The sequence below is a fragment of the Rhodococcus opacus B4 genome (assembly GCF_000010805.1).
Lineage (GTDB): Bacteria > Actinomycetota > Actinomycetes > Mycobacteriales > Mycobacteriaceae > Rhodococcus_F > Rhodococcus_F opacus_C.
The window spans coordinates 6,219,516-6,238,784 of record NC_012522.1 but is presented as its reverse complement, the minus strand read 5'-3'; the positions used below and the strand labels follow the sequence as shown (position 1 = coordinate 6,238,784).

General features: G+C 67.2%; 20 protein-coding genes and 1 tRNA gene. 7 read left to right on the top strand and 14 right to left on the bottom strand.

Going from position 1 to position 19,269, the window contains the following annotated elements; all coding sequences use genetic code 11:
- Window positions 1-50: 50 nt before the first annotated feature.
- Complete coding sequence (locus tag ROP_RS28310; RefSeq protein ID WP_015889448.1) at window positions 51-2,066, top strand: ABC transporter ATP-binding protein; 2,016 nt, start codon at window positions 51-53, stop codon at window positions 2,064-2,066.
- A gap of 3 nt (window positions 2,067-2,069) precedes the next feature.
- Here ROP_RS28310 and ROP_RS28305 read toward each other — a convergent pair whose 3' ends face one another.
- Window positions 2,070-2,909, bottom strand: coding sequence for an SDR family oxidoreductase (locus ROP_RS28305; RefSeq protein ID WP_015889447.1), 840 nt, complete (start codon window positions 2,907-2,909; stop codon window positions 2,070-2,072).
- 139 nt (window positions 2,910-3,048) lie between these two features.
- Window positions 3,049-3,192 (bottom strand): hypothetical protein, encoded by a 144-nt coding sequence (locus ROP_RS43595; RefSeq protein WP_005561362.1) that lies wholly within the window; start codon window positions 3,190-3,192, stop codon window positions 3,049-3,051.
- 643 nt (window positions 3,193-3,835) lie between these two features.
- Between ROP_RS43595 and ROP_RS28300 the strand changes: the two genes are divergently transcribed.
- Together ROP_RS28300 and ROP_RS28295 are read left to right on the top strand one after the other, a co-directional pair.
- On the top strand, window positions 3,836-4,252 hold the full coding sequence (locus ROP_RS28300; RefSeq protein WP_005238699.1) for a helix-turn-helix domain-containing protein: 417 nt from the start codon (window positions 3,836-3,838) through the stop codon (window positions 4,250-4,252).
- 132 nt (window positions 4,253-4,384) lie between these two features.
- Window positions 4,385-5,803, top strand: coding sequence for a glucose-6-phosphate dehydrogenase (locus ROP_RS28295; RefSeq protein WP_015889446.1), 1,419 nt, complete (start codon window positions 4,385-4,387; stop codon window positions 5,801-5,803).
- Between the two features lie 22 nt (window positions 5,804-5,825).
- Here the strand turns inward: ROP_RS28295 and ROP_RS28290 are convergent, their stop codons facing one another.
- The 8 genes from ROP_RS28290 to ROP_RS28255 all read right to left on the bottom strand — a co-directional run bounded on the left by ROP_RS28290 (window position 5,826) and on the right by ROP_RS28255 (window position 12,917).
- Window positions 5,826-6,839, bottom strand: a complete 1,014-nt coding sequence (locus ROP_RS28290; RefSeq protein ID WP_015889445.1) for a hypothetical protein — start codon at window positions 6,837-6,839, stop codon at window positions 5,826-5,828.
- Entirely contained in the window at window positions 6,839-7,339 is a 501-nt protein-coding gene (locus ROP_RS28285) for an ImmA/IrrE family metallo-endopeptidase (RefSeq protein WP_015889444.1), read from the bottom strand. The genes ROP_RS28290 and ROP_RS28285 overlap by 1 nt, the downstream gene beginning before the upstream one ends.
- Before the next feature lie 2 nt (window positions 7,340-7,341).
- Window positions 7,342-8,328 carry a hypothetical protein gene (locus tag ROP_RS28280; protein WP_015889443.1) on the bottom strand — a complete coding sequence of 329 codons (987 nt, stop codon included), beginning with the start codon at window positions 8,326-8,328 and terminating at the stop codon, window positions 7,342-7,344.
- 504 nt (window positions 8,329-8,832) lie between these two features.
- Window positions 8,833-8,905, bottom strand: a tRNA-Ala gene (locus ROP_RS28275).
- A gap of 97 nt (window positions 8,906-9,002) precedes the next feature.
- Window positions 9,003-9,743, bottom strand: coding sequence for a divisome protein SepX/GlpR (glpR, locus tag ROP_RS28270; RefSeq protein ID WP_015889442.1), 741 nt, complete (start codon window positions 9,741-9,743; stop codon window positions 9,003-9,005).
- Window positions 9,744-10,062: 319 nt separating this feature from the next.
- On the bottom strand, window positions 10,063-10,698 hold the full coding sequence (locus ROP_RS28265; protein ID WP_015889441.1) for a GNAT family N-acetyltransferase: 636 nt from the start codon (window positions 10,696-10,698) through the stop codon (window positions 10,063-10,065).
- A 19-nt stretch (window positions 10,699-10,717) separates the two neighbouring features.
- A complete protein-coding gene (gene glp, locus ROP_RS28260) occupies window positions 10,718-11,977 on the bottom strand; it encodes a molybdotransferase-like divisome protein Glp (protein WP_015889440.1) in 1,260 nt (419 codons plus the stop codon).
- Between the two features lie 19 nt (window positions 11,978-11,996).
- Window positions 11,997-12,917 carry a UTP--glucose-1-phosphate uridylyltransferase gene (locus ROP_RS28255; RefSeq protein ID WP_015889439.1) on the bottom strand — a complete coding sequence of 307 codons (921 nt, stop codon included), beginning with the start codon at window positions 12,915-12,917 and terminating at the stop codon, window positions 11,997-11,999.
- A gap of 105 nt (window positions 12,918-13,022) precedes the next feature.
- Here ROP_RS28255 and ROP_RS28250 point away from each other — a divergent pair, with 105 nt between their 5' ends.
- The 4 genes from ROP_RS28250 (at window position 13,023) to mscL (ending at window position 15,347) form a co-directional block, all read left to right on the top strand.
- Window positions 13,023-13,601, top strand: coding sequence for a 5-formyltetrahydrofolate cyclo-ligase (locus ROP_RS28250; protein WP_015889438.1), 579 nt, complete (start codon window positions 13,023-13,025; stop codon window positions 13,599-13,601).
- A gap of 104 nt (window positions 13,602-13,705) precedes the next feature.
- Window positions 13,706-14,014 carry an FmdB family zinc ribbon protein gene (locus tag ROP_RS28245; RefSeq protein ID WP_015889437.1) on the top strand — a complete coding sequence of 103 codons (309 nt, stop codon included), beginning with the start codon at window positions 13,706-13,708 and terminating at the stop codon, window positions 14,012-14,014.
- A gap of 98 nt (window positions 14,015-14,112) precedes the next feature.
- Window positions 14,113-14,796: an SAF domain-containing protein gene (locus tag ROP_RS28240; protein WP_015889436.1), complete on the top strand. Its 684-nt coding sequence runs from the start codon at window positions 14,113-14,115 to the stop codon at window positions 14,794-14,796.
- 83 nt (window positions 14,797-14,879) lie between these two features.
- Window positions 14,880-15,347 (top strand): large conductance mechanosensitive channel protein MscL, encoded by a 468-nt coding sequence (gene mscL, locus ROP_RS28235; RefSeq protein WP_015889435.1) that lies wholly within the window; start codon window positions 14,880-14,882, stop codon window positions 15,345-15,347.
- A 67-nt stretch (window positions 15,348-15,414) separates the two neighbouring features.
- Here the strand turns inward: mscL and ROP_RS28230 are convergent, their stop codons facing one another.
- The 4 genes from ROP_RS28230 to ROP_RS28215 form a co-directional block, all read right to left on the bottom strand.
- Complete coding sequence (locus tag ROP_RS28230) at window positions 15,415-16,128, bottom strand: MspA family porin (RefSeq protein WP_015889434.1); 714 nt, start codon at window positions 16,126-16,128, stop codon at window positions 15,415-15,417.
- A gap of 84 nt (window positions 16,129-16,212) precedes the next feature.
- Window positions 16,213-16,833: an MspA family porin gene (locus ROP_RS28225; RefSeq protein WP_015889433.1), complete on the bottom strand. Its 621-nt coding sequence runs from the start codon at window positions 16,831-16,833 to the stop codon at window positions 16,213-16,215.
- Between the two features lie 251 nt (window positions 16,834-17,084).
- Window positions 17,085-17,798, bottom strand: a complete 714-nt coding sequence (locus tag ROP_RS28220; RefSeq protein WP_015889432.1) for an MspA family porin — start codon at window positions 17,796-17,798, stop codon at window positions 17,085-17,087.
- Window positions 17,799-17,863: 65 nt separating this feature from the next.
- Entirely contained in the window at window positions 17,864-18,484 is a 621-nt protein-coding gene (locus ROP_RS28215) for an MspA family porin (protein WP_015889431.1), read from the bottom strand.
- Between the last annotated feature and the right edge of the window lie 785 nt (window positions 18,485-19,269).

Here is a 19,269-nt window from a genome sequence, read left to right as displayed (position 1 = left end):
CCGGACTTAATCGGCTCGCCAGGACTCTGCTCGGTGGGCACGATGGGGAGATGTCCGCGACCGGTCCCATATCCATGCAGCGGGCGCCCGAGCCTTCGCTGCTCCCCCGCATCTGGGCGCTCCTCCGCCCCTACCGCGGGTGGCTGGTGCTCGTCGCGGCCGCGATCGTCGTGTCCGCACTGCTCGGCATCGTGAATCCTTTCCTCACGAAGGCGGTGTTCGACCGTGCTCTGTTCCCTACCGACGACAGCGGTGTGCATCTGACGCTGCTGCTATGGCTGGTGGTGGCCATGATCGTGGTGACGCTGGCGGGTTCGGTGATCGGCGTCGGCCAGAGTTACCTCACCACCAGGGTCGGCAACCTGTCGATGGCGGATCTGCGGGAGCGGCTGTTCGCCCATCTCGAAAAGATGGAACTGGCCTTCTTCACCTCCACCAAGACCGGGTCCATCCAATCGCGTCTGGCCAACGACGTCGGTGGGGTGCGCTCCGTCCTCACGTCCACGGCGTCGAGCATCCTGTCCAACGTCGTCACGGTCGCGGCTTCTCTCATCGCGATGCTGCTGCTGTCGTGGCAGCTGACGCTGCTCGCGGTCGCATTGCTGCCCGGTTTCGTCTATCTGCAGCGGCGGGTCGGCGCCCGGCGGCGGGTTCTCGCGCGCAAGACGCAGGAGTCGTTGTCGGACATGACCGCGATCACCGAGGAAGCACTGAGCGTGTCCGGTGTGCTGCTGACGAAGGTGTTCAACCAGGCCGACACCGAACTCGACCGGTATCGGACCGAGAACGCCCGGCAGACGGAACTTCAGGTGCGCCAGGCCATGACGGGCCAGGGCTTCTTCGCCGTCGTGAGCTCGTTCATGGCGATCACCCCCGCTCTCGTCTACCTGCTGGCCGGGTACCTCGTCAGCGGCGGTTCCGCGGCCCTCTCGGCGGGCACACTCGTCGCGTTTTCGACCCTGCAGGCCAGATTGCTGCAACCGCTGGTCTCGCTGATGCGGGTCACTCTCGACGTCCAGACGTCGATGGCGTTGTTCCGCCGCATCTTCGAATACCTCGATTTGCAACCCGCGATCGTCGACCGGCCGGGCGCCGTCGAGTTGCCCGCGGACTCACCCGGGCGAGTGGAATTGGACGACGTGTACTTCGCGTATCCCGCGCCCGTCCGGCTGGCCACCGCGGATCCCGACCCGGTGGCGCTGCGCAGCCTGGGCCGAGGCGGGGGCGGCGGCATGCGCGGCGTCGCGACCGTCGCATCTCGGCTCCCGGCCGTGGCGGCGCCCGAAACCGCACCGGCGGAACGTCGCAGCCGGCGCTGGGCGGTCGCGGGCACGTCGCTGGACATCGAACCCGGTCAGCTCGCCGCGTTCGTCGGACCATCCGGCGCAGGCAAGACCACGCTCTGCTACCTCGTGCCACGCCTGTACGAGGTGGACAGTGGCGCCGTCCGGGTCGACGGCCACGACGTGCGCGATCTGACCATGAGTTCGCTCGCCGAGGCGGTCGGAATGGTGACCCAGGACCCGTATCTGTTCCACGCGTCCATCGCGGACAACCTTCGGTACGCCAAGCCGGACGCGACGGATACCGAATTGCACGCCGCCGCCGCGGCCGCCAACATTCACGACCGCATCCTCGGGTTCGACGACGGCTACGACACCCTGGTCGGGGAAAGAGGATTCCGCCTGTCCGGCGGCGAGAAGCAGCGCCTGGCCATCGCCCGGGTGCTGCTGAAGAATCCTCGGGTTCTGATCCTCGACGAGGCGACGTCCGCGCTCGACACGGTCTCCGAACGACTCGTCCAGCGTGCCCTCGGCGAGGTGATGCGCGGACGCACCACCCTCGCGATCGCGCACCGACTGTCCACGATTCAGCACGCCGACGTGATCTTCGTGATCGACGAGGGAACGCTGATCGAACGCGGCACGCACACCGAACTCCTTGCGCGACACGGGTTGTACGCGCGTCTTCACGCCGAACAGTTCGGCGCCGGGCAGGTCGAGTGCCGGTGCACCGACGGCGTCCGATTCACCGACGGCACCGTGCTCCGCGCCGGCGAGGCATAGCCGCTACAGGAACTTGCTGAACTGGTCGTTCGCCCGCTGCATCACGAAGTCGTACGGCGGCGAGAACTTGCGGGCCCACCAGTAGCCGAATCGGATGTCCGGCGACGTGTACACCAGGTACCGGTCCTTCTTGATGCCGGCGAGGATACAGGATGCCACCTTTTCGGGCGTCACAGCGCGCTTCTCGAAGCGGTGGATCGCCTTCTGAATACGCGGATCCTCGCGGTCGACGCCTGCGATCTCGACGGTGCCCACCAGCGGCGTCTTGACCGCGCCGGGCACCACGAGGCTCACGCCGATGCCGTGCCGTTTGAGGTCGAACCGCAGCACCTCGGAGGCTCCGCGAAGCCCGAATTTGCTTGCACTGTATGCCGCATGCCACGGAAGCGCCAGGAGTCCGGCGGCGGACGAGACGTTGACCAGGTGGCCGCCGCGGCCCGCCCGCACCATCGGGGGGACGAAACTCTCGATGATGTGAATCGGACCCATCAGATTGACGTCCACCATGGACTTCCAGTGCCGGTGTTCGAGATTCTCGACCGTCCCCCACGCGGAGATGCCGGCGACGTTCATCACGACATCGAGGCTGCCGAACTGCTCGTGGACATCGGCGGCGAACGCGGCAACCGCGTCGTAATCGGACACGTCGAGCGCACGCGAGAAACTGACGGTGCCCCCACCGCTGCCGACTTGCTCGACTGTCTGAGCCAGGCCGACTTCGTTGATGTCGGTGAGGAACAGTTCGGCGCCCTCGGCCGCGGCCGCGAGGGCGGTTGCCTGCCCGATTCCGCTACCTGCACCCGTGATCAGGCACTTCTTGCCGTCCAGCGTTTTGATCGCCATAGCCGTGTGCGCCCCCGTCGTCACCGATCCGTGTCGGCTGGAAGTCTACGCACGCAATCTGATTGCGCGCACGCAACTGCGGGGCGCATTTGCCCGGGAGAGACGCGAACCGGCCCTCGGCGGGCCGGTTCGTGACGGTTCACAACCGCTGAGTCATTTCTTCCTGATAGGTACGAATCGTCCTCTCGATCCCGTTGGCGTCGTCGTCGTTTCCTCGGTGCCGGGCGTCGTCGGCGCGCTCGCGCAGAACTCGAATCGCCTTCCGAAGCTCGGCGTCACTCATTCTGTGTTCCATATCACAATCATCCCCGACGGCTTCGATTTTGACCAGACTCGGAGGTCCGCCACCGCTACCGAACCCCACCTGAGCTGGACAATCGTCCAGCTCGCCGAGGCGCGTCCACATTCGACACGCAGCGGCCGAGGGGCGGGATGGCGGCGCGCGGCCCGCCGCCCGTGCAGAAGCCTCTACTTCACAGTAGTGTTCACCAAGCCCCGCGGGCCGCGAGCGACCTCCGGACGTTGCGATGCGCAACGCAACACATCAGCCCTGAACAGGGACGATAGGCACGTCGACCCCACGAAGCACACCCCTGCAACATTGCCAGCAAACTCTCAGTGATTGAAATGGCAACCATGCAGTCGCGGCCCCGAACGCGCGCGCCGACGCGGGTTCAGCTTCGCCCACATCGGCGCCCCCCTTGAACTTTCAACGGTAGACCGCGTGTGACGAGCGCAGAAAGCGCTCAAAAAGCCGACGATCCTCGACTGGGCGACGCGCGGTGATTGAAACATATATGAGATAAGCCACGCTCGATCGAACGGCGTTTTGGCCCTATGTTCGTGAGTTATCAATCGGTTATCATCATGGTACGGTGTCGTTCACACGACTGACGCGCGCACGAGAGAGGACCCGGCGGCTCACAATGGCAGATTTTGCTGCGCGGTTGAACAAGCTTTTCGACACGGTCCACCCTCCGGGACGTAAACCGCATACCAACGCTGAGGTCGCTGCGGCGCTGATCGCAGACGGACATCAGATCTCGAAGCCCTACATCTCCCAGCTCCGATCGGGACAGCGCACCAACCCCTCCGACGAGACGGTCGCGGCATTCGCCCGCTTCTTCAAGGTGAAGCCCGACTACTTCTTCAACGACATCTACGCCGCGAAGATCGACCACGATCTCGAGCTTCTCTCGCAACTCCAGGGATACGGACTCCGCAAGCTCTCCAGCCGCGCGTTCGACCTCTCCGAAGAGTCACAGAATCTGCTCACCACGATGGCCGAGAAACTCCGCGCCAGCGAGGGGTTGCCGGAGGTTCCGCCGGACGCGTCCCGCTGATCGCGAGAACCGTTGGGCGGCAACGCGTTCGCCAGGAGTGACACCCGGTGTCCGCCCGGGCCCGAGACGCCGTACCCGACGACACCGCCGGATTGCCCTGCCCGGCGTGCCTCCGTGGCGCATGATGGAGCAATGGTTGACAGACCGCAGCTCGGTCCCACGATCTTCGTCCTCTTCGGTGCCACCGGAGACCTGTCCAAACGCATGGTCCTCCCCTCGTTCTTCCAACTCGCCCTCTCGGGGCTCCTGAACTCCGAGTGGATGCTGATCGGCACCGGGCGGGGAAACGTCTCCGACGATCAGTTCCGCGACCACGTGCGCGACGTCGTGAACCAGTTCGGAGTGCCGCACGACGACGCCGACTGGGATACCTTCGCCCGGCGGCTGAGATTCGCCGGCGGCGGATTCACCCCGGACGACCCGGGAACGCTCCCCGCGGCCGTGCAGCAGGCACGGCAGGACCTCGGCGCGGCAGATGCGCAGTTGGTCCACTACCTGGCGCTGCCACCGAGTACGTTCGCCGACACCACCCGTGCGCTCGGCGTTCACGATCTGGCCCGGGGCGCACGGGTCGTGTACGAGAAGCCGTTCGGGACGTCCCAGGAGGCGTTCGTCGAACTCGACGAGGCCGTGCACCAGGTCCTCGACGAGAAGCAGATCTATCGGATCGACCACTTCCTCGGCAAGGAGAGCACCCAGAATCTGCACATCCTGCGCTTCGCCAACGGGATGATCGAGGGCGTCTGGAACCGCGAACACGTCGAGCAGATACAGATCGACGTGCCCGAGATCCTCGACATCGACGACCGCGCCCGGTTCTACGACGCCACCGGCGCCGTCCTGGACATGCTGGTGACGCACCTGTTCCAGGTCGCCGCCGAGATCGCGATGGAACCGCCGGAGACATTGGGCCCCGACGATCTCCAGTCCGCACGGGAATCCGTCATCGGGGCGTTCCGGCCCCTCGATACGGCAGACGTGGTGCTCGGCCAGTACGAGGGGTACCGCGACGTCGACGGTGTCGCGGACGATTCGACGACCGAGACGTTCGTCGCCGCCCGGCTGTGGGTCGACACGGCCCGCTGGCACGGCGTGCCGTTCCTCCTGCGCACCGGAAAGATGCTGGGCGTCAGCAAGCAACGGGTGAGCCTGGTCTTCCGCGGTCCCCGGGGCCCGCTCACGGACATTCCGCCGGACGGCGCAGTTCTGACCTTCGACCTGTCCGGAGACGGCGAGATCGACATCTCGATGGTGGTCAAGGAACCCGGACCCGACGACAGCCTGTCGGTGGGCCACCTGGGGCTGCCCCTCGACACGGTGCCACTCGGCCACGCACTTGCACCCTATTCGCGGCTCATCCTCGACGTACTGCACGGCGACCGGTCGCTGTTCACGCGCCCCGACGGCCTGGCCCACGTCTGGACCGTCGCCGACGCGCTCCTGCGGGACCCTCCCCCGGCCAAACCGTACCCCGCCGGATCCATGGGGCCGCCCGAGGCCGAGGACCTCGCCGCGCCCTGCGGTTGGCTCGTCACCGGATCGCCGGACTGACCGGCTTCGGGGGCCGCTCCGGCTAGTCTGCAGCCGAGTCGGCGGTCTCCGCCGTCGCCGGAGCCGGGGCCGACGTGCCGAACTCGGCGTACGCGCCCGCGAGTTCGAGCACCCATCGGCGCGGCGACATGCCCGGGGGCGGCGCGATCCATTCGGTGTCGAGGACGTCCGAGGCGATCGGGTCGTCGATCCAGCGCGCGAGAATCCGGGCGCGCTCGGCCGTCGATTCCGGAAGTTCCTGTTCGTCCGTGTCGAGCATGCCTGCACCGGCCTGCAGGTACAGCGCGTCCATGACATCGGCGACGGCGTCGGACGCGCGGAGAACGGTGGTGCTGCCCTTGCCGTCGCCCTCGACCACTTCGGGGAACCGGGTGACGAGCACCGAATGCAGAGTGTCCATGCGGCGCAGGTCCTGCCGTGCGCGCAGCCAGGTTTCGACGAGCACCCACACGGTGCCGACCGACACGATCACGGCAGCGACGGTGTACGCCGGCGACGAGCCGACGACCCACGTCTGCCCCGACAGCTCACGCACCAGTCCCACGACGGCTGCCGTCAGCACCGTCGCAGATCCGACGACGATCAGCGAGATTCCCCGCCCGAGCGGCGTCCACGCGACGTGCCGGACCCCGGTCACGACCACCGCGGTCAGCGCGATCACGATGAACACCAGCGCGGGAGCGGGAATTCCACCGGCAAGCCCGATTCCGAGCACGACGGCGAGGGTGTAGACGATCACGGCAACCGCACGCAGCGCCGGACGCGGAAGTACCGGCCACACGGAGACCGCGCCGACCGCACTCGCGGCGGCGAACAACGTCCACGCCAGTTCGAGGACGATTTCCGACAGCCCGGCCGCCGGGGCGACCGTGTCTACGCGACCGGCGACGTCCGGGACCGCCAGCGTCGAGGCGATCGCGGCGCTGAACACCGCCACCACCATCGCCACGCGCAGCGGCGTCGGCTGACGCGCGGCGACCCGGCCGATCCTGGCACCCGCCGCCGTCCAGACGACGAGTGCAACCAGCCAGCCCATCAGCCGATCGCCTCGTCGTACCGGAGCACGGACACGGGAGTACCGCGCCCCCGCATCGTCTTCAAGCGAATGAGCAGCATCGACGCGAACGTCTCGGCCTCCCACTCGGCCACCTCGTCGGCCGGCGGTTCGTCTCCCCGCCGCCGCGACCGCTGGCTGAGCATGTAGGCGATCAGGTCGTCCCCGGCTTCGAGGGTCGCGGCCACGATTTCCGCTCCCTCGTGCCGAAACACGATGTGACCCAACTCGTGCGCGAGCGTGCGGTCGAGGTCCGGCAGGCCGGGCGCCAGCACGATCACGTCCCGGTCCGGGTATGCGCGCCGCTGACCGCAGACCCCCGGTGCCATCGGCTTCGTGAAATCGAGTTCGATTGAACGCTGCCGTTCGCGGGCAACCGCGTCCACCACGTGCCGGAGTGTCACTGCCTCGGCCCTGGCCGCCGCGTCACACACCGCGTCCACGGCCGCCGCCACCCGGCGATGAGATCTGTTCGCCCCCACGACTACACCCCTCCATTCGAAGCGGGCGGGAAGAATTCCGCCCGCACGGCCGCGATGCGCGCCTGTTGTGCGCGAGCACCCTTGAAGGTCAGCGCACCCGCTCCGCCGGCGCAGCACAGCAGCACGCCGACCCCACCGAGAACGGTGATGGCAGGCAGCGGCTCACTGTGGACCACCGGAACCATGCCCGGCGGCGCTGCGGCCGGATCGCCCTGGGCGGGCGCCTGCGCGGCGGGCGACTGTGCGTCGCTGCCCGGGGCCTCCCCCGCGGGCCGGTCCCGGGGCGCGGAATCCGTAGCACCGCGCGCACCCGGTCCTGCCGGACCGGACCCTTCCGCCGGTGCTCCCCCCGAAGCCGGGGGCGCGGCAGCGTTCTCGGAGCCCGGGCCGGCAGTGTCCTCGGAGCCGGGGGCGGCGGTGTCCTCGGAGCCGGGGCCGGCAGCGTTGCCGGAATCCGGATCCCCCGAATCGTCGCCTCCGGACGTATCCGGGCGCAGGACCTTCGGTTCGGCCGGGGGCGGCAACGTGATCGGACGAGGCGGGGCGACCACGACCCGTGACGTCGAGGGTGTCGACGTCTCCGTGGGCTCGGCGGTCCCGGACGGCTCCGTCGTCTCGGATGGCTCCCAGGTCTCGGACGGCTCGGCCGTCTCGGTGGGCTCGGCCGTCTTGGTGGGCTCGGCCGTCTTGGTGGGCTCGGCCGTCTTGGTGGGCTCGGCCGTCTCGCTGGGTTCCTGTGTCTCGCTGGGCTCTCCGCCACCGCATCCGCGCCGGCTCTCGCACGGTGGATGCGGATGATGGGGCTTGCCGCCGCCGGGGGACCCTGTGGAACCGTCTTCGCAGCGACCACCGTCGCATTCGTGGTATTGGGGGCCGGCTACGGCGTCGGACGGGAACGCCGAAACGGTGATCCAGGCGAGCCCGGACAAGAAGGCCAGAGCCAGCCCGACCACGGTCAGCCTTCGAAAGACACGACGCGCGCTCACCATGCACCCCCCTCGTATTCACGACACGACTCCACGTTCACGGCGACGTCGCCGCAGTCATGGTAACGAGCGAATCGAGCGGAGGTGCTGGTGGTGCCGGTGTCGGGGAACCGGCACCACCAGCGATGCCCGAGCCAGGTGGGACTCGGGCAGCTTCGGAGAACCCCTACGGGCTCGGCGTTGCGGCCTGGAGGTGCGGATCGGTCGGCGCCGGCATGCTGTCGATCAGCCGGTCGGAATTCACAGAACGTTCACCAGCAACATCGTCGCGGTGATGGTCGCGACCACCGTCGCCGGCTCCAGGAACTTCGAGATCTTGCGTATTGCCTGCATGTATTCCGCCCCGTGCGATCGACCCCTTGATGACCTACCGACAGTAGACAGCATACAGTTACCTTTTGGCAAATTTCGGACCCAGTGTCGGGTCCCGAACCTGCGACGACGGCGCACCGGGCCGGAACACAGAAGAGGCACTCCCTCCGGATGGAGTGAGTGCCTCTTCTGGGGTGGAGCTGAGGGGAATCGAACCCCTGACCTCTTCGATGCGAACGAAGCGCGCTACCAACTGCGCCACAGCCCCGCGCGGATCCTGCGATCCGCTCGGCAAACTCTAGCAGGCAACCCGCGGAGGGAACGAATCGCCTGCACCGACGCGGCTTTCGGCCCGGATCGGAGGACTACTCACCAGCGGCCCGGCGCATCGTCGCCTGCTGCATCGGCTCGTCGTCGAAGTGCTCGAGATGATCGAATTCAGGGTCCCCGTCATCCACCTCGAGGACGACGGCACCCGGACGACGCAGCCGGGCGGGAATGAGCCGGAGTTCCTCGTCGCTGCGGGACTCGACGCCCAGTCGCGAGCGGTTGAGACGTGCCGTCCGCCGACGACGGATCTCCTGCTCGATCTGGACCTGCCGGCGCAGGTACGCCATGTAGGCGACGAGACCGGCCACACCGGCCGCGAACGCCCACCACATCAGGGGCGAGATGATCAGCCCGAGCGCCGCCGACATGATGGTCGCGAACACCAGCCCGAGAAGCGATCGCTGCCGAAATCCGTAGCGAGCCTCGCGCGCGATCGCGTCGGCCTCGGGATCGAAGCCGCCACGTCCCCGGCGCACGGGCACGTACTCGCCGACCGGGGCCCGTTCACCGTCGAAATCGTCTTCTTCTGCGTGAGTGTCCACAAGGTCCTCCGCGTCGTAGCCGTAGTGGTCCGGTTCCGGTTGCCAGTACGGGTCGCTGCGGTGCCCTGCTGCGGGTCCACGCTGCACGGGACGTTCGTCGCCGCGGTGCAACACGCGCGTCGCGAGTGCTGCGTCACTGGTTTGCCGAATTCGGGGGCGGTTGTTCACCAGCATCGGGACCAGGACGAAGAGCCACACGAGGACGAGCCCGATCCAGAGAAACGAGTTCGGCATTCGGCGACCTCCTCCCAATCGTCTACCAGCATGGATACCGCTGTTGACCCATCCAGGCTAACCGCATGAACACGCACATCTTCGCAGACGCGCCGATCTCACCATACTCAGGTGTCACATGCGTAACGCGAAAATGTGGTGCCCGACATGCCCCGAGCGGGCGGAGGAAACGATCGGGCAAAGACTCGCCGAAAGTGGAGTCCCGGTAAGGGAGCTTTGATACCGTCAGATAACTGCCGCGTAGCTGGACGTTTGTCCATGTCCGATTCGGCGGGCGAATCCGGGGGTTCTGCCGGTCACGCTCCGGCGGCGCCGGCGATCACGCCCAGGTGGCTTTGCCACTCCGCACGAGCGAATCCGCCACCGTGCCGGGCACGTCCTCGACGGTCATGCCGACCAGAATGTGGTCACGCCACTGCCCGTCGACGTCGAGATAGCGCGCGAGCAGACCTTCCTCACGGAAGCCGACGTTGCGGAGCACCGCCTGGCTCGCCAGGTTCTCCGGTCGCACGGTGGCCTCCACGCGGTGCAATCCCACGGGGCCGAAGGCATGATCCAGTCCCAGCGCGAGCGCGCCCGTGGCCACGCCGAGCCCGTTGACGTCGCTGGCCACCCAGTAACCGATCCACGCGGAGCGCAGGGCACCCCGCACCACGTTTCCGATCGTGATCTGGCCGCAGAAATTGCCGTCGAGTTCGATGGCCATCGGCAGCATCCGGCCCTTCCGCGCCTCCGAACGCAGACTGCTGCACAGTCCCGGCCATCCCGAAATATGGTGGCGCGCTTCCCAGGGCGCCTCCCCCGTTGGCTCCCACGGTTCGAGGTGCGCGCGGTCGCGGGTGCGCAGACGGCTCCACGCCGCCGCGTCACGCAACCTGATGGCGCGGACAGTGACGACCCCACCCTTCACCCGCAGGGGCCCGAGATGCGGCGGCCAACCGGGATGCTGTGTCATGTCGTCTCACGCCGAGTCATCAGCCACGCTGCGCCAGGAACGCCACGTCCACCTGGTCACCCGTCCGCACCTCGGTGATCTCGGGTTCGATGAGAACGAGGCAGTTGGCCTCGGCCAGCGTGGCGAGCAGGTGCGAGGACGCGCCCGGCGCCCCGCCGAGAGCCTGGACGAGGTACTCCCCCGTGGCCTCGTCGCGCATGAGCTGACCGCGGAGAAAACCCTTGCGGTTCTCGATGGACGTGATGGGTGCGACGGTGCGGGCCGTGACGACGCGGCGCATCGGCTGCCTGCGACCCAGTGCGATGCGGATGAGCGGGCGCACCATCACCTCGAACACCACCAGGGCGCTCACCGGATTGGACGGGAGCAGGAACGTCGGAACCTCGTCCCGTCCGAGCTGGCCGAAACCCTGGACCGATCCCGGATGCATCGCGACGCGGTCGACCTCGAGGTTTCCGAGATCGGCGAGCGCGTCCCGCACGTCCTCGGAGGCGCCGCCGCCGACCGCACCCGCGATGACGACGATCTCGGACCGGATCAGCTGACCCTCCACCACCTCGCGCAGACGACGCGCGTCGGCGTTGGCGATCCCGACCCGGTTGACGTCGGCGCCGGCGTCGCGGGCGGCGGCGGCCAGCGCGTAGGAGTTGACGTCGTAGACCTGCCCGGGTCCGGGGGTCCGGTCGACGTCGACGAGTTCGCCACCGACCGAGATGACCGAAAGCCGGGGCCGGGGATGCACGAGCACCTTGTCGCGCCCCACCGCGGCCAGCAGCCCCACCTGGGCGGCGCCGATGATGGTGCCCGCCCGGACGGCGACGTCGCCGGGCTGCACGTCGTCGCCGGCGCGGCGCACGTAGTCGCCGGAGCGGACCGGTTTGTAGATCTTGACGCGGGCGCGGCCGCCGTCGGTGCGGTCGAGCGGGAGGACGGCGTCGGCGAGCGTCGGGAGCGGAGCTCCCGTGTCGACCTTGACCGCCTGGCGGGGCTGCAACCGGATCGGCTGCCGCGAACCGGCCGTCACCTCGCCGACCACGGGAAGGGACAGTTCCACGGGTGCACCCTCGTCGTCCCGGATGTCTGTTCCGGCGGCCTGCACGTCGACGCTACGGACGGCGTAACCGTCGATGGCAGCCTGGTCGAACCCGGGCAGCGGCCGCTCGGTGACCACTTCCTCGGCACACAGCAGCCCCTGGGCTTCGGAGATCGCCACACGGACCGGCCGCGGCGCCACCGCGGCGGCGGTCACGATCGTCTGTTGCTCCTCGACCGACCGCAAGTTCTTGCCTCCCGAGCTTCTAGGATTCCGTCCGCTTCAATCGGTCGATCAGCCATTCTCGCAACGACGGGCCGTACTCTTCCATGTCCAACGCAAAGTCAACCGCAGCACGGAGGTAGCCGCCGGGATTTCCGAGATCGTGTCTCGTGCCCCGGTGCACGACGACGTGAACGGGGTGGCCTTCCTTGATGAGGAGGGCAATGGCGTCGGTGAGCTGGAGCTCGCCGCCGGCGCCGGGTTCGATCCGCCGCAGCGCGTCGAAGATGGCACGGTCGAGGAGGTAGCGACCGGCGGCCGCGAACGTCGACGGGGCGTCCTCGATGGCGGGCTTCTCGACCATTCCGGTGACCTTGAGGACGTCCGGGTTGACGGCGTCGGGCACCGTTTCGACCTCGAAGACGCCGTACGCGCTCACCTGGTCCTTGGGGACGTCGATGGCGCAGAGCACGGTCCCGCCGCGCTTGCGGCGGACCCGGGACATCGTCTCGAGCACGCCGCGCGGCATCACCAGGTCGTCCGGGAGGAGCACGGCGATGGCGTCCTCGTCTTCGTCGAGGACCGACTCCGCGCAGCCGACCGCGTGGCCGAGGCCGAGGGGCTGGTCCTGGACGACGGACTCCACCTCGAGCAGGCCGGGAGCCTTGCGCACCTTTTCGAGCAGGTGGTACTTGCCGCTGGCCTCGAGCTTGCTCTCGAGCACGAGGTCCTCGACGAAGTGGGCGACCACTCCGTCCTTACCGGGCGACGTGACGATCACGAGCCGGCCGGCACCCGAATCGGCAGCTTCTCCGGCCACGAGTTCGATACCGGGGGTATCCACGACCGGGAGCAGCTCTTTCGGCACGGTCTTGGTCGCGGGAAGGAATCGCGTCCCCATTCCCGCTGCGGGCACGACAGCCGTGCGAAAGGCGCTGGCGGTGTGCGGGGCGGCGTCTGTCATGCCCACACCTTAACTGTGCGGACCTACCAGTCAGTCACCAAGATCCTGTCAGCTACCTCCCGATACCTGCCGGAGGCGCTCTCCGGCCGGCTCTAAGGTTGGGACATGCGCGCACGGACGAAAGACGAGTGGCGGCAGCTGGTGCTCACCGGGCGGCGGACGCGGACCCCCGAGCTCCGCACCGCCGAGGACCAGGCGATTGTCGCGCTCGTCACACAGGAAGTCACCGCTGGATCGACCGTCTGCGCCTACGTCCCCACCGCGCTCGAGCCCGGGTCGGTGGACTTCCTCGACGCCCTCCGACGGGTCGCCGGACGCGTCCTCGTGCCCGTCACCCGCGGTCCCGGCCCGCTCTACTGGTCCGAGTTCACGGGCGCGGACAGTCTCGCCGCCGCGAGTTACGGCCTGCGCGAGCCCACCGGACCGGTGCAGGAACCCGGCGAGATCCGTTCGGCCGACACTATTTTCGTCCCCGCCCTGGCCGTCGATCGACGGGGCGTGCGACTGGGCCGCGGCGCGGGCTTCTACGACCGGACGCTCGGACTCGCCGCGACCGGCGCGCGGTTGATCACCGTGGTCCGCGACGAGGAACTGGTGTCCGAGCTACCCGAGGACCCCCATGACGTCCGTATGGGGTGGGCGCTCACACCCGGCTCGGGACTGGTTCGCCTCGGCGACGAGTGACGGCGGCGGCACCCCGAGGAATACTTCTCTGATTAGCGTTGTTGGCACTGTCGGCTGTAGAGTGCTAAAACCTGCGGTTTGACTACACAGTGCGGAGGAACCCAGTGCCCACCTATTCATACGCGTGTACGGAATGCGACAACCGTTTCGACATCGTCCAGTCGTTCAGTGATAACTCCCTGACCGTCTGCCCCGCGTGCTCGGGCAAGCTTCGCAAGCTGTTCAACTCCGTCGGCATCGTCTTCAAGGGCAGCGGCTTCTACCGCACCGACAGCCGCGGCACGTCCGGCGCGGCCAGCGAGCCGGCCAAGACCGATTCCGCTCCCGCCGCCAAGTCGGAAAGTTCGTCGACGGCCTCGTCCAGCTCGACGAGCACCGCGACCGCCGCACCGGCCAAGGCTGCTGCCAGCTAGTTCTCGCACTTCCGCGGGGTTATCCACAACTTCTCGTCCATCCACAGGCGGGTCCGTTCGGCGTACCGACGGGCCTGCCTGTCTTCTAGCGTCGGACCATGTCGTTCGACCGCGCACACCGAAGCCTGAGCCCGTCCTGGGCCGACCGGCTGTCGGATCTCACCCATCCCGGCTGGGCTCGCACAGTCGTCGCCAGACGCATCCTGGCCGCCGCACTCGTCTGCCTCGCGCTGGCCCTCCTCGCCCGCGGGGACCCCGGCTCCGCCCGCTCCGCGGCCGTGGTGGCCGCGCGCGATCTGCAACCCGGAGTCGTCCTCACGAAGGCCGACGTGGAACTGGTCGAACTCGAGGCCGGGAGCCTGCCGGACGGGGCCGTCACCGCCGTGGCGGACGTCGACGGACGCACCCTCGCCGGACCGACCCGCGCCGGCGAAACCCTCACCGACGTCCGCGTACTGGGCCCGCGACTGGCCGCTGCCGCAGCAGGCATGGACGACGCACGCATCGTCCCCGTCCGGCTCGCCGACCCCGCTGTCACGGAACTCCTGCGTGAGGGCGATCGCGTCGACGTGCTCACGGTCGACCCCGACACACCATCGAATCCGGACCGGCGGCCCGGAGCCACCGTTCTCGCGTCCCGTGCCGTGGTCGTGCTCGTGACTCCGTCCGAGAACGGACGTGACCAGCGCGAACGGGTGGTGATGCTGGCGCTTCCGGCCTCCGACGCCACGACGGTGGCCGCAGCGTCCCTGACGAGCGCGATCACCGTGACCTTTCAGTGACCCGTCATGCCGAGCCGCGCTGATCTAGGCTTTTCCGGGAGACAGTGCTGGATGACTTGCCACCCACTCGAGGAGACGTCGACATGCTCAAGGGATTCAAGGACTTCCTGCTCCGGGGGAACGTCCTCGACCTCGCCGTCGCGGTCGTAGTCGGAGCTGCGTTCACCGCCATCGTCACATCGTTCACCAACAACGTGATCAATCCGTTGATCGCCGTTGCGGGCGGCGCCAACGACCTGGGCTGGGGTTATCAGATCCTCGCCGACAACCCGGCCACCTTCATCAACATCGGTGCCGTCATCACTGCCGTGATCAACTTCGTGATCATCGCCGCGGTCGTGTACTTCATTCTCATCGTCCCGGCCAACGCCGCGAAGAAACGGTTCATCACCGAACCCGCAGACAAGAAGGCCAGCGAGGCCGACCTGCTGATCCAGATCCGCGACATCCTCGAGGCGAGCCTCCAAACCGACGGGGCGGCAGCGAGTTCCGATGGAGCGCACGCCATGCCCGCGGAGAAGGCGGCGAAGCTCGAGCAGACCCGCGAATAGCGGTCGACGACTCCGGGCCCGTGCAGCAGCTGCGTGCACGGGCCCGGAGTTGTTGGTGGAACGATTATCAGCCGAGGCTGAAGGGCTGTCCCCACAGGGTGACGGTGCCGTCGACCGACTCGGTCGAGACCGCAACCTTGACGTAGGAGCGAGCCTGCGCGTAGCCGGCGCAACCCGAGACACCGAACGTCTCGTCCGAGTAGGTGAAGCCACCGCTCTTGCCGGTGAACTTGAAGCTGCTCTTGTACGCCTCGGCGCCGTAGCTGTCCTCGTACTCGATGTCGAGGATCGGCACGTTCTTCGCCTCTCCGGGTCCGATGCTGATGCCGCCGGAGGTGCTCGACGAGGTCGACTGGTCGATGCCGGCCGGTGTGACCACGCCGGTATCGGGGTCGGTCGCCTCGGCGCGGGGCGCGAAGCCAACGCCCGCCTCGCCGCCCGCTTCGCCACCGAAGTTCAGCTGGCACGCCACGATGTAGCCGGCATCGATGGTGCCGCCCTTGGCGGTGCCACCGTCGAGGGTGACGTCGATCGTGCCCGACGCCCACACGTTGCGATGCAGTGGCGTCGAACCCATCGACGGGCTGATGTTCGCGGAGTTGCCGGTCGTGCGCACGGTCACCACGGTGCCGTCGAGCAGCGTCTGGGTGATGGTGCCGTCCTGCAACGGAACGAAGGTGTCGGCGTTGGCAGCACCGGTCGAGAAGAGGCCGATCGCAATAGTGGCCGCGGCGACCACGCCGGCAGCCTTGGCGCCGTGGCGCAGGGTCTTGCTGTTCATTGTTCCCCTCTAGGGTTTCTTACAGGTGGGCACACCCGCGGCAGCCCACAGGATTCGAAAAGATTGGTTGTTCCTGCGCGGCGATCAGCCGATGCTGAACGGCTGCCCGTAGAGGGTCGACTTGACGTAGTGGTTGCCCGGGATCTCGAGGACGGTGTACGCACGGGCCTGGGCGTAACCGCCGCAGCCCTGAACCTCGATCTGCGTGTCGCGGTACTGAATCGCGGACACACCCGGCTTCAGGTCCGTCTTCGACTTGACCTTCGCGAACTTGACCTCACCCGGGGCGATCGGCACGCTCAGCGAACCCGACAGATCCAGGCCACCCGACGACAGGCTGCCACCGAGGCCACCCTCGAGACCGGTGATGTCGGCCTGGCAACCCACGATGTAACCGGTGGTCAGCGTTGCGCCTTCCTCCGGGATCTCGCCACCGAGCTCGGCGAACACGTCACCCGAAACCCAGGCAACGCGGCCGGCACCGTTGGCGGCCAGCGACGGCGAAACCAGAGCACTCTCGGCGTTGCGGGCGATCTTGGCCGTGACGCTTCCCGCGTTGACGACCTTTTCGCCACCCGGCAGCGGCACGAACGTGTCGGCGTTGGCGGCGCCGGTGGACATCAGGCCGAGGACAACAGCCGCGGCAGCACCGAGGCCGGCAACGCGGGCTCCACGGCGCAGGCCTGACTTACGGATCTCGCTCATTCTTTCCCCTCATCAGGTACCACCTACCCGAGAGTTCGGTTAGGCAGTCTTTACCTCTTGACGGGATAAAGTTAGCTGAAACAACGTACAAATGTTATAGCTACGTGTCCGAATCTGCCTCCGCCCCAGCCCCCGTGTCCGAACTGTGACATGCGTAACAGCGCATAGAGCGAGGTTGGGGGCGTACGGAAGTCCCGTACGCCCCCAACCTCGAGGTATTACATTGTTCAATTTTTTTTCGGCGTCGTGGGTCAGCCGAGGCTGAAGGGCTGTCCCCACAGGGTGACGGTCCCGTCGACCGACTCGGTCGAGACCGAGACCTTGGCGTAGGAGCGGGCCTGCGCGTAGCCGGCGCAACCGGACACACCGAACGTCTCGTCCGAGTAGGTGAAGCCACCGCTCTTGCCGGTGAACTTGAAGCTGCTCTTGTGAGCCTCGGCGCCGTAGTCGTCGGTGTACTCGATGTCGAGGATCGGCACGTTCTTCGCCTCGCCGGGTCCGATGCTGATGCCGGCGGAGGTGCTCGACGAGGTCGACTGGTCGATGCCGGCCGGTGTGACCACGCCGGTATCGGGGTCGGTCGCCTCGGCGCGGGGCGCGAAGCCAACACCCGCCTCGCCGCCCGCCTCGCCACCGAAGTTCAGCTGGCACGCCACGATGTAGCCGGCATCGATGGTGCCGCCCTTGGCGGTGCCACCCTCGATGGAGACGTCGATCGTGCCCGACGCCCACACGTTGCGGTGCAGCGGCGTCGAACCCATCGACGGGCTGATGTTCGCGGTGTTGCCGGTCTGGCGCACGGTCACCACGGAGCCGTCGAGCAGCGTCTGGGTGATGGTTCCGTCCTGCAACGGAACGAAGGTGTCGGCATTGGCCGCACCCGTGGAGAAGAGGCCGATCGCGACGGTGGCCGCGCCGACCACGCCGACGGCCTTGGCGCCGTGGCGCAGGGTCTTGCTGTTCATTGTTCCCCTCTAGGGTGAATGTCGCTTACGCGAGAAGTCGTGAATTGGGGTCTGCTTACGAGCGATCAGCCGATGCTGAACGGCTGCCCGTAGAGGGTCGACTTGACGTAGTGGTTGCCCGGGATCTCGAGGACGGTGTATGCGCGGGCCTGGGCGTAACCGCCGCAGCCCTGAACCTCGATCTGCTGGTCGCGGTACTGAATCGCGGACACACCCGGCTTCAGGTCCGTCTTCGACTTGACCTTCGCGAACTTGACCTCACCCGGGGCGATCGGCACGCTCAGCGAACCCGACAGATCCAGGCCACCCGACGACAGGCTGCCACCGAGGCCACCCTCGAGACCGGTGATGTCGATCTGGCAACCCACGATGTAACCGGTGGTCAGCGTTGCGCCTTCCTCCGGGATCTCGCCACCGAGCTCGGCGAACACGTCACCCGAAACCCAGGCAACGCGGCCGGCACCGTTGGCGGCCAGCGACGGCGAAACCAGAGCGCTCTCCGCGTTGCGGGCGATCTTGGCCGTGACGCTTCCCGCGTTGACGACCTTTTCGCCACCCGGCAGCGGCACGAAGGTGTCGGCGTTGGCCGCACCCGTGGACATCAGGCCGAGGACTACAGCCGCAGCGGCACCAAGGCCGGCAACGCGGGCTCCACGGCGCAGGCCGGTCTTTCGGTTCTCGCTCATTCGTTCCCCTCATCAGGATTCTGCTGGTTCCCAGTCACGACCTTCGAGACTGAGGAGTGGTCCATGTCGGGCCCAGCGCAGTATCCAGAGCTGTGATGTCCGCAGAGTGAACTACGGATGATCACAGCTCGATAACCGCGCTGAAGACGAAATCACTGACGAAGCGTCAGAGTTCCGACTGGGCAACGGCACATCGACCCTGCCCTCCATCTCCAGTACTGACTCGCCGAGGACAGTAACCGGCAGGTGGTTGCCTAAGCAATTAATTCCTGCCGAAACAGAATCGTGATGTATGCCACACCCCGAAACGTGTCCAACGTGTGGGATTTGCGAGAGAATTCCGACCATTCGTCGACTCTGTGACCAGCAGGTTCACTGGCCGTTCACGTTAAGTTCGGTAACGTTTACATTCGGTTCACGAGCTCGAAGGATGTCTGTTCTGACCGAAATGCGAAGCCTGAAAGAACGCCGGGTACGGCACTTCCCCCAGGGGAATTACACCCCGGTCCATAGCACAAAAACTCACGTTGATCGCTACCCACGACCGCAGATCACGATTTGCTTAAGGTGAGGGTTTCGAAGGTAACTACCCGTGATGTGGGGGGCGTTGACGGCGCAGCCATTCGTCGCTGGTGGACTCGGAGGAGGACCCTTCCCCGGGTTCGCGTTCGTCCGCGGTGGTGCCGGGGAGAACCTCCCCGAAGATGCGCTCGAGCCGGGCCCTGTCGATCGGGGCCCGGCTCGGAACTGCCTGCTCGTCGGGCTCGCTGTGCGAACCCGGCTCG

What these genes read in the sequence shown, in the direction of transcription:
- ROP_RS28310 (WP_015889448.1), top strand. Translation starts at nt 51, where the DNA reads ATGTCCGCGACCGGTCCCATATCCATGCAGCGGGCGCCCGAGCCTTCG.
- ROP_RS28305 (WP_015889447.1), bottom strand. Translation starts at nt 2,909, where the DNA reads ATGGCGATCAAAACGCTGGACGGCAAGAAGTGCCTGATCACGGGTGCA.
- ROP_RS43595 (WP_005561362.1), bottom strand. Translation starts at nt 3,192, where the DNA reads ATGAGTGACGCCGAGCTTCGGAAGGCGATTCGAGTTCTGCGCGAGCGC.
- ROP_RS28300 (WP_005238699.1), top strand. Translation starts at nt 3,836, where the DNA reads ATGGCAGATTTTGCTGCGCGGTTGAACAAGCTTTTCGACACGGTCCAC.
- ROP_RS28295 (WP_015889446.1), top strand. Translation starts at nt 4,385, where the DNA reads ATGGTTGACAGACCGCAGCTCGGTCCCACGATCTTCGTCCTCTTCGGT.
- ROP_RS28290 (WP_015889445.1), bottom strand. Translation starts at nt 6,839, where the DNA reads ATGGGCTGGCTGGTTGCACTCGTCGTCTGGACGGCGGCGGGTGCCAGG.
- ROP_RS28280 (WP_015889443.1), bottom strand. Translation starts at nt 8,328, where the DNA reads ATGGTGAGCGCGCGTCGTGTCTTTCGAAGGCTGACCGTGGTCGGGCTG.
- glpR (WP_015889442.1), bottom strand. Translation starts at nt 9,743, where the DNA reads ATGCCGAACTCGTTTCTCTGGATCGGGCTCGTCCTCGTGTGGCTCTTC.
- ROP_RS28265 (WP_015889441.1), bottom strand. Translation starts at nt 10,698, where the DNA reads ATGACACAGCATCCCGGTTGGCCGCCGCATCTCGGGCCCCTGCGGGTG.
- ROP_RS28255 (WP_015889439.1), bottom strand. Translation starts at nt 12,917, where the DNA reads ATGACAGACGCCGCCCCGCACACCGCCAGCGCCTTTCGCACGGCTGTC.
- ROP_RS28250 (WP_015889438.1), top strand. Translation starts at nt 13,023, where the DNA reads ATGCGCGCACGGACGAAAGACGAGTGGCGGCAGCTGGTGCTCACCGGG.
- ROP_RS28240 (WP_015889436.1), top strand. Translation starts at nt 14,113, where the DNA reads ATGTCGTTCGACCGCGCACACCGAAGCCTGAGCCCGTCCTGGGCCGAC.
- mscL (WP_015889435.1), top strand. Translation starts at nt 14,880, where the DNA reads ATGCTCAAGGGATTCAAGGACTTCCTGCTCCGGGGGAACGTCCTCGAC.
- ROP_RS28230 (WP_015889434.1), bottom strand. Translation starts at nt 16,128, where the DNA reads ATGAACAGCAAGACCCTGCGCCACGGCGCCAAGGCTGCCGGCGTGGTC.
- ROP_RS28225 (WP_015889433.1), bottom strand. Translation starts at nt 16,833, where the DNA reads ATGAGCGAGATCCGTAAGTCAGGCCTGCGCCGTGGAGCCCGCGTTGCC.
- ROP_RS28220 (WP_015889432.1), bottom strand. Translation starts at nt 17,798, where the DNA reads ATGAACAGCAAGACCCTGCGCCACGGCGCCAAGGCCGTCGGCGTGGTC.
- ROP_RS28215 (WP_015889431.1), bottom strand. Translation starts at nt 18,484, where the DNA reads ATGAGCGAGAACCGAAAGACCGGCCTGCGCCGTGGAGCCCGCGTTGCC.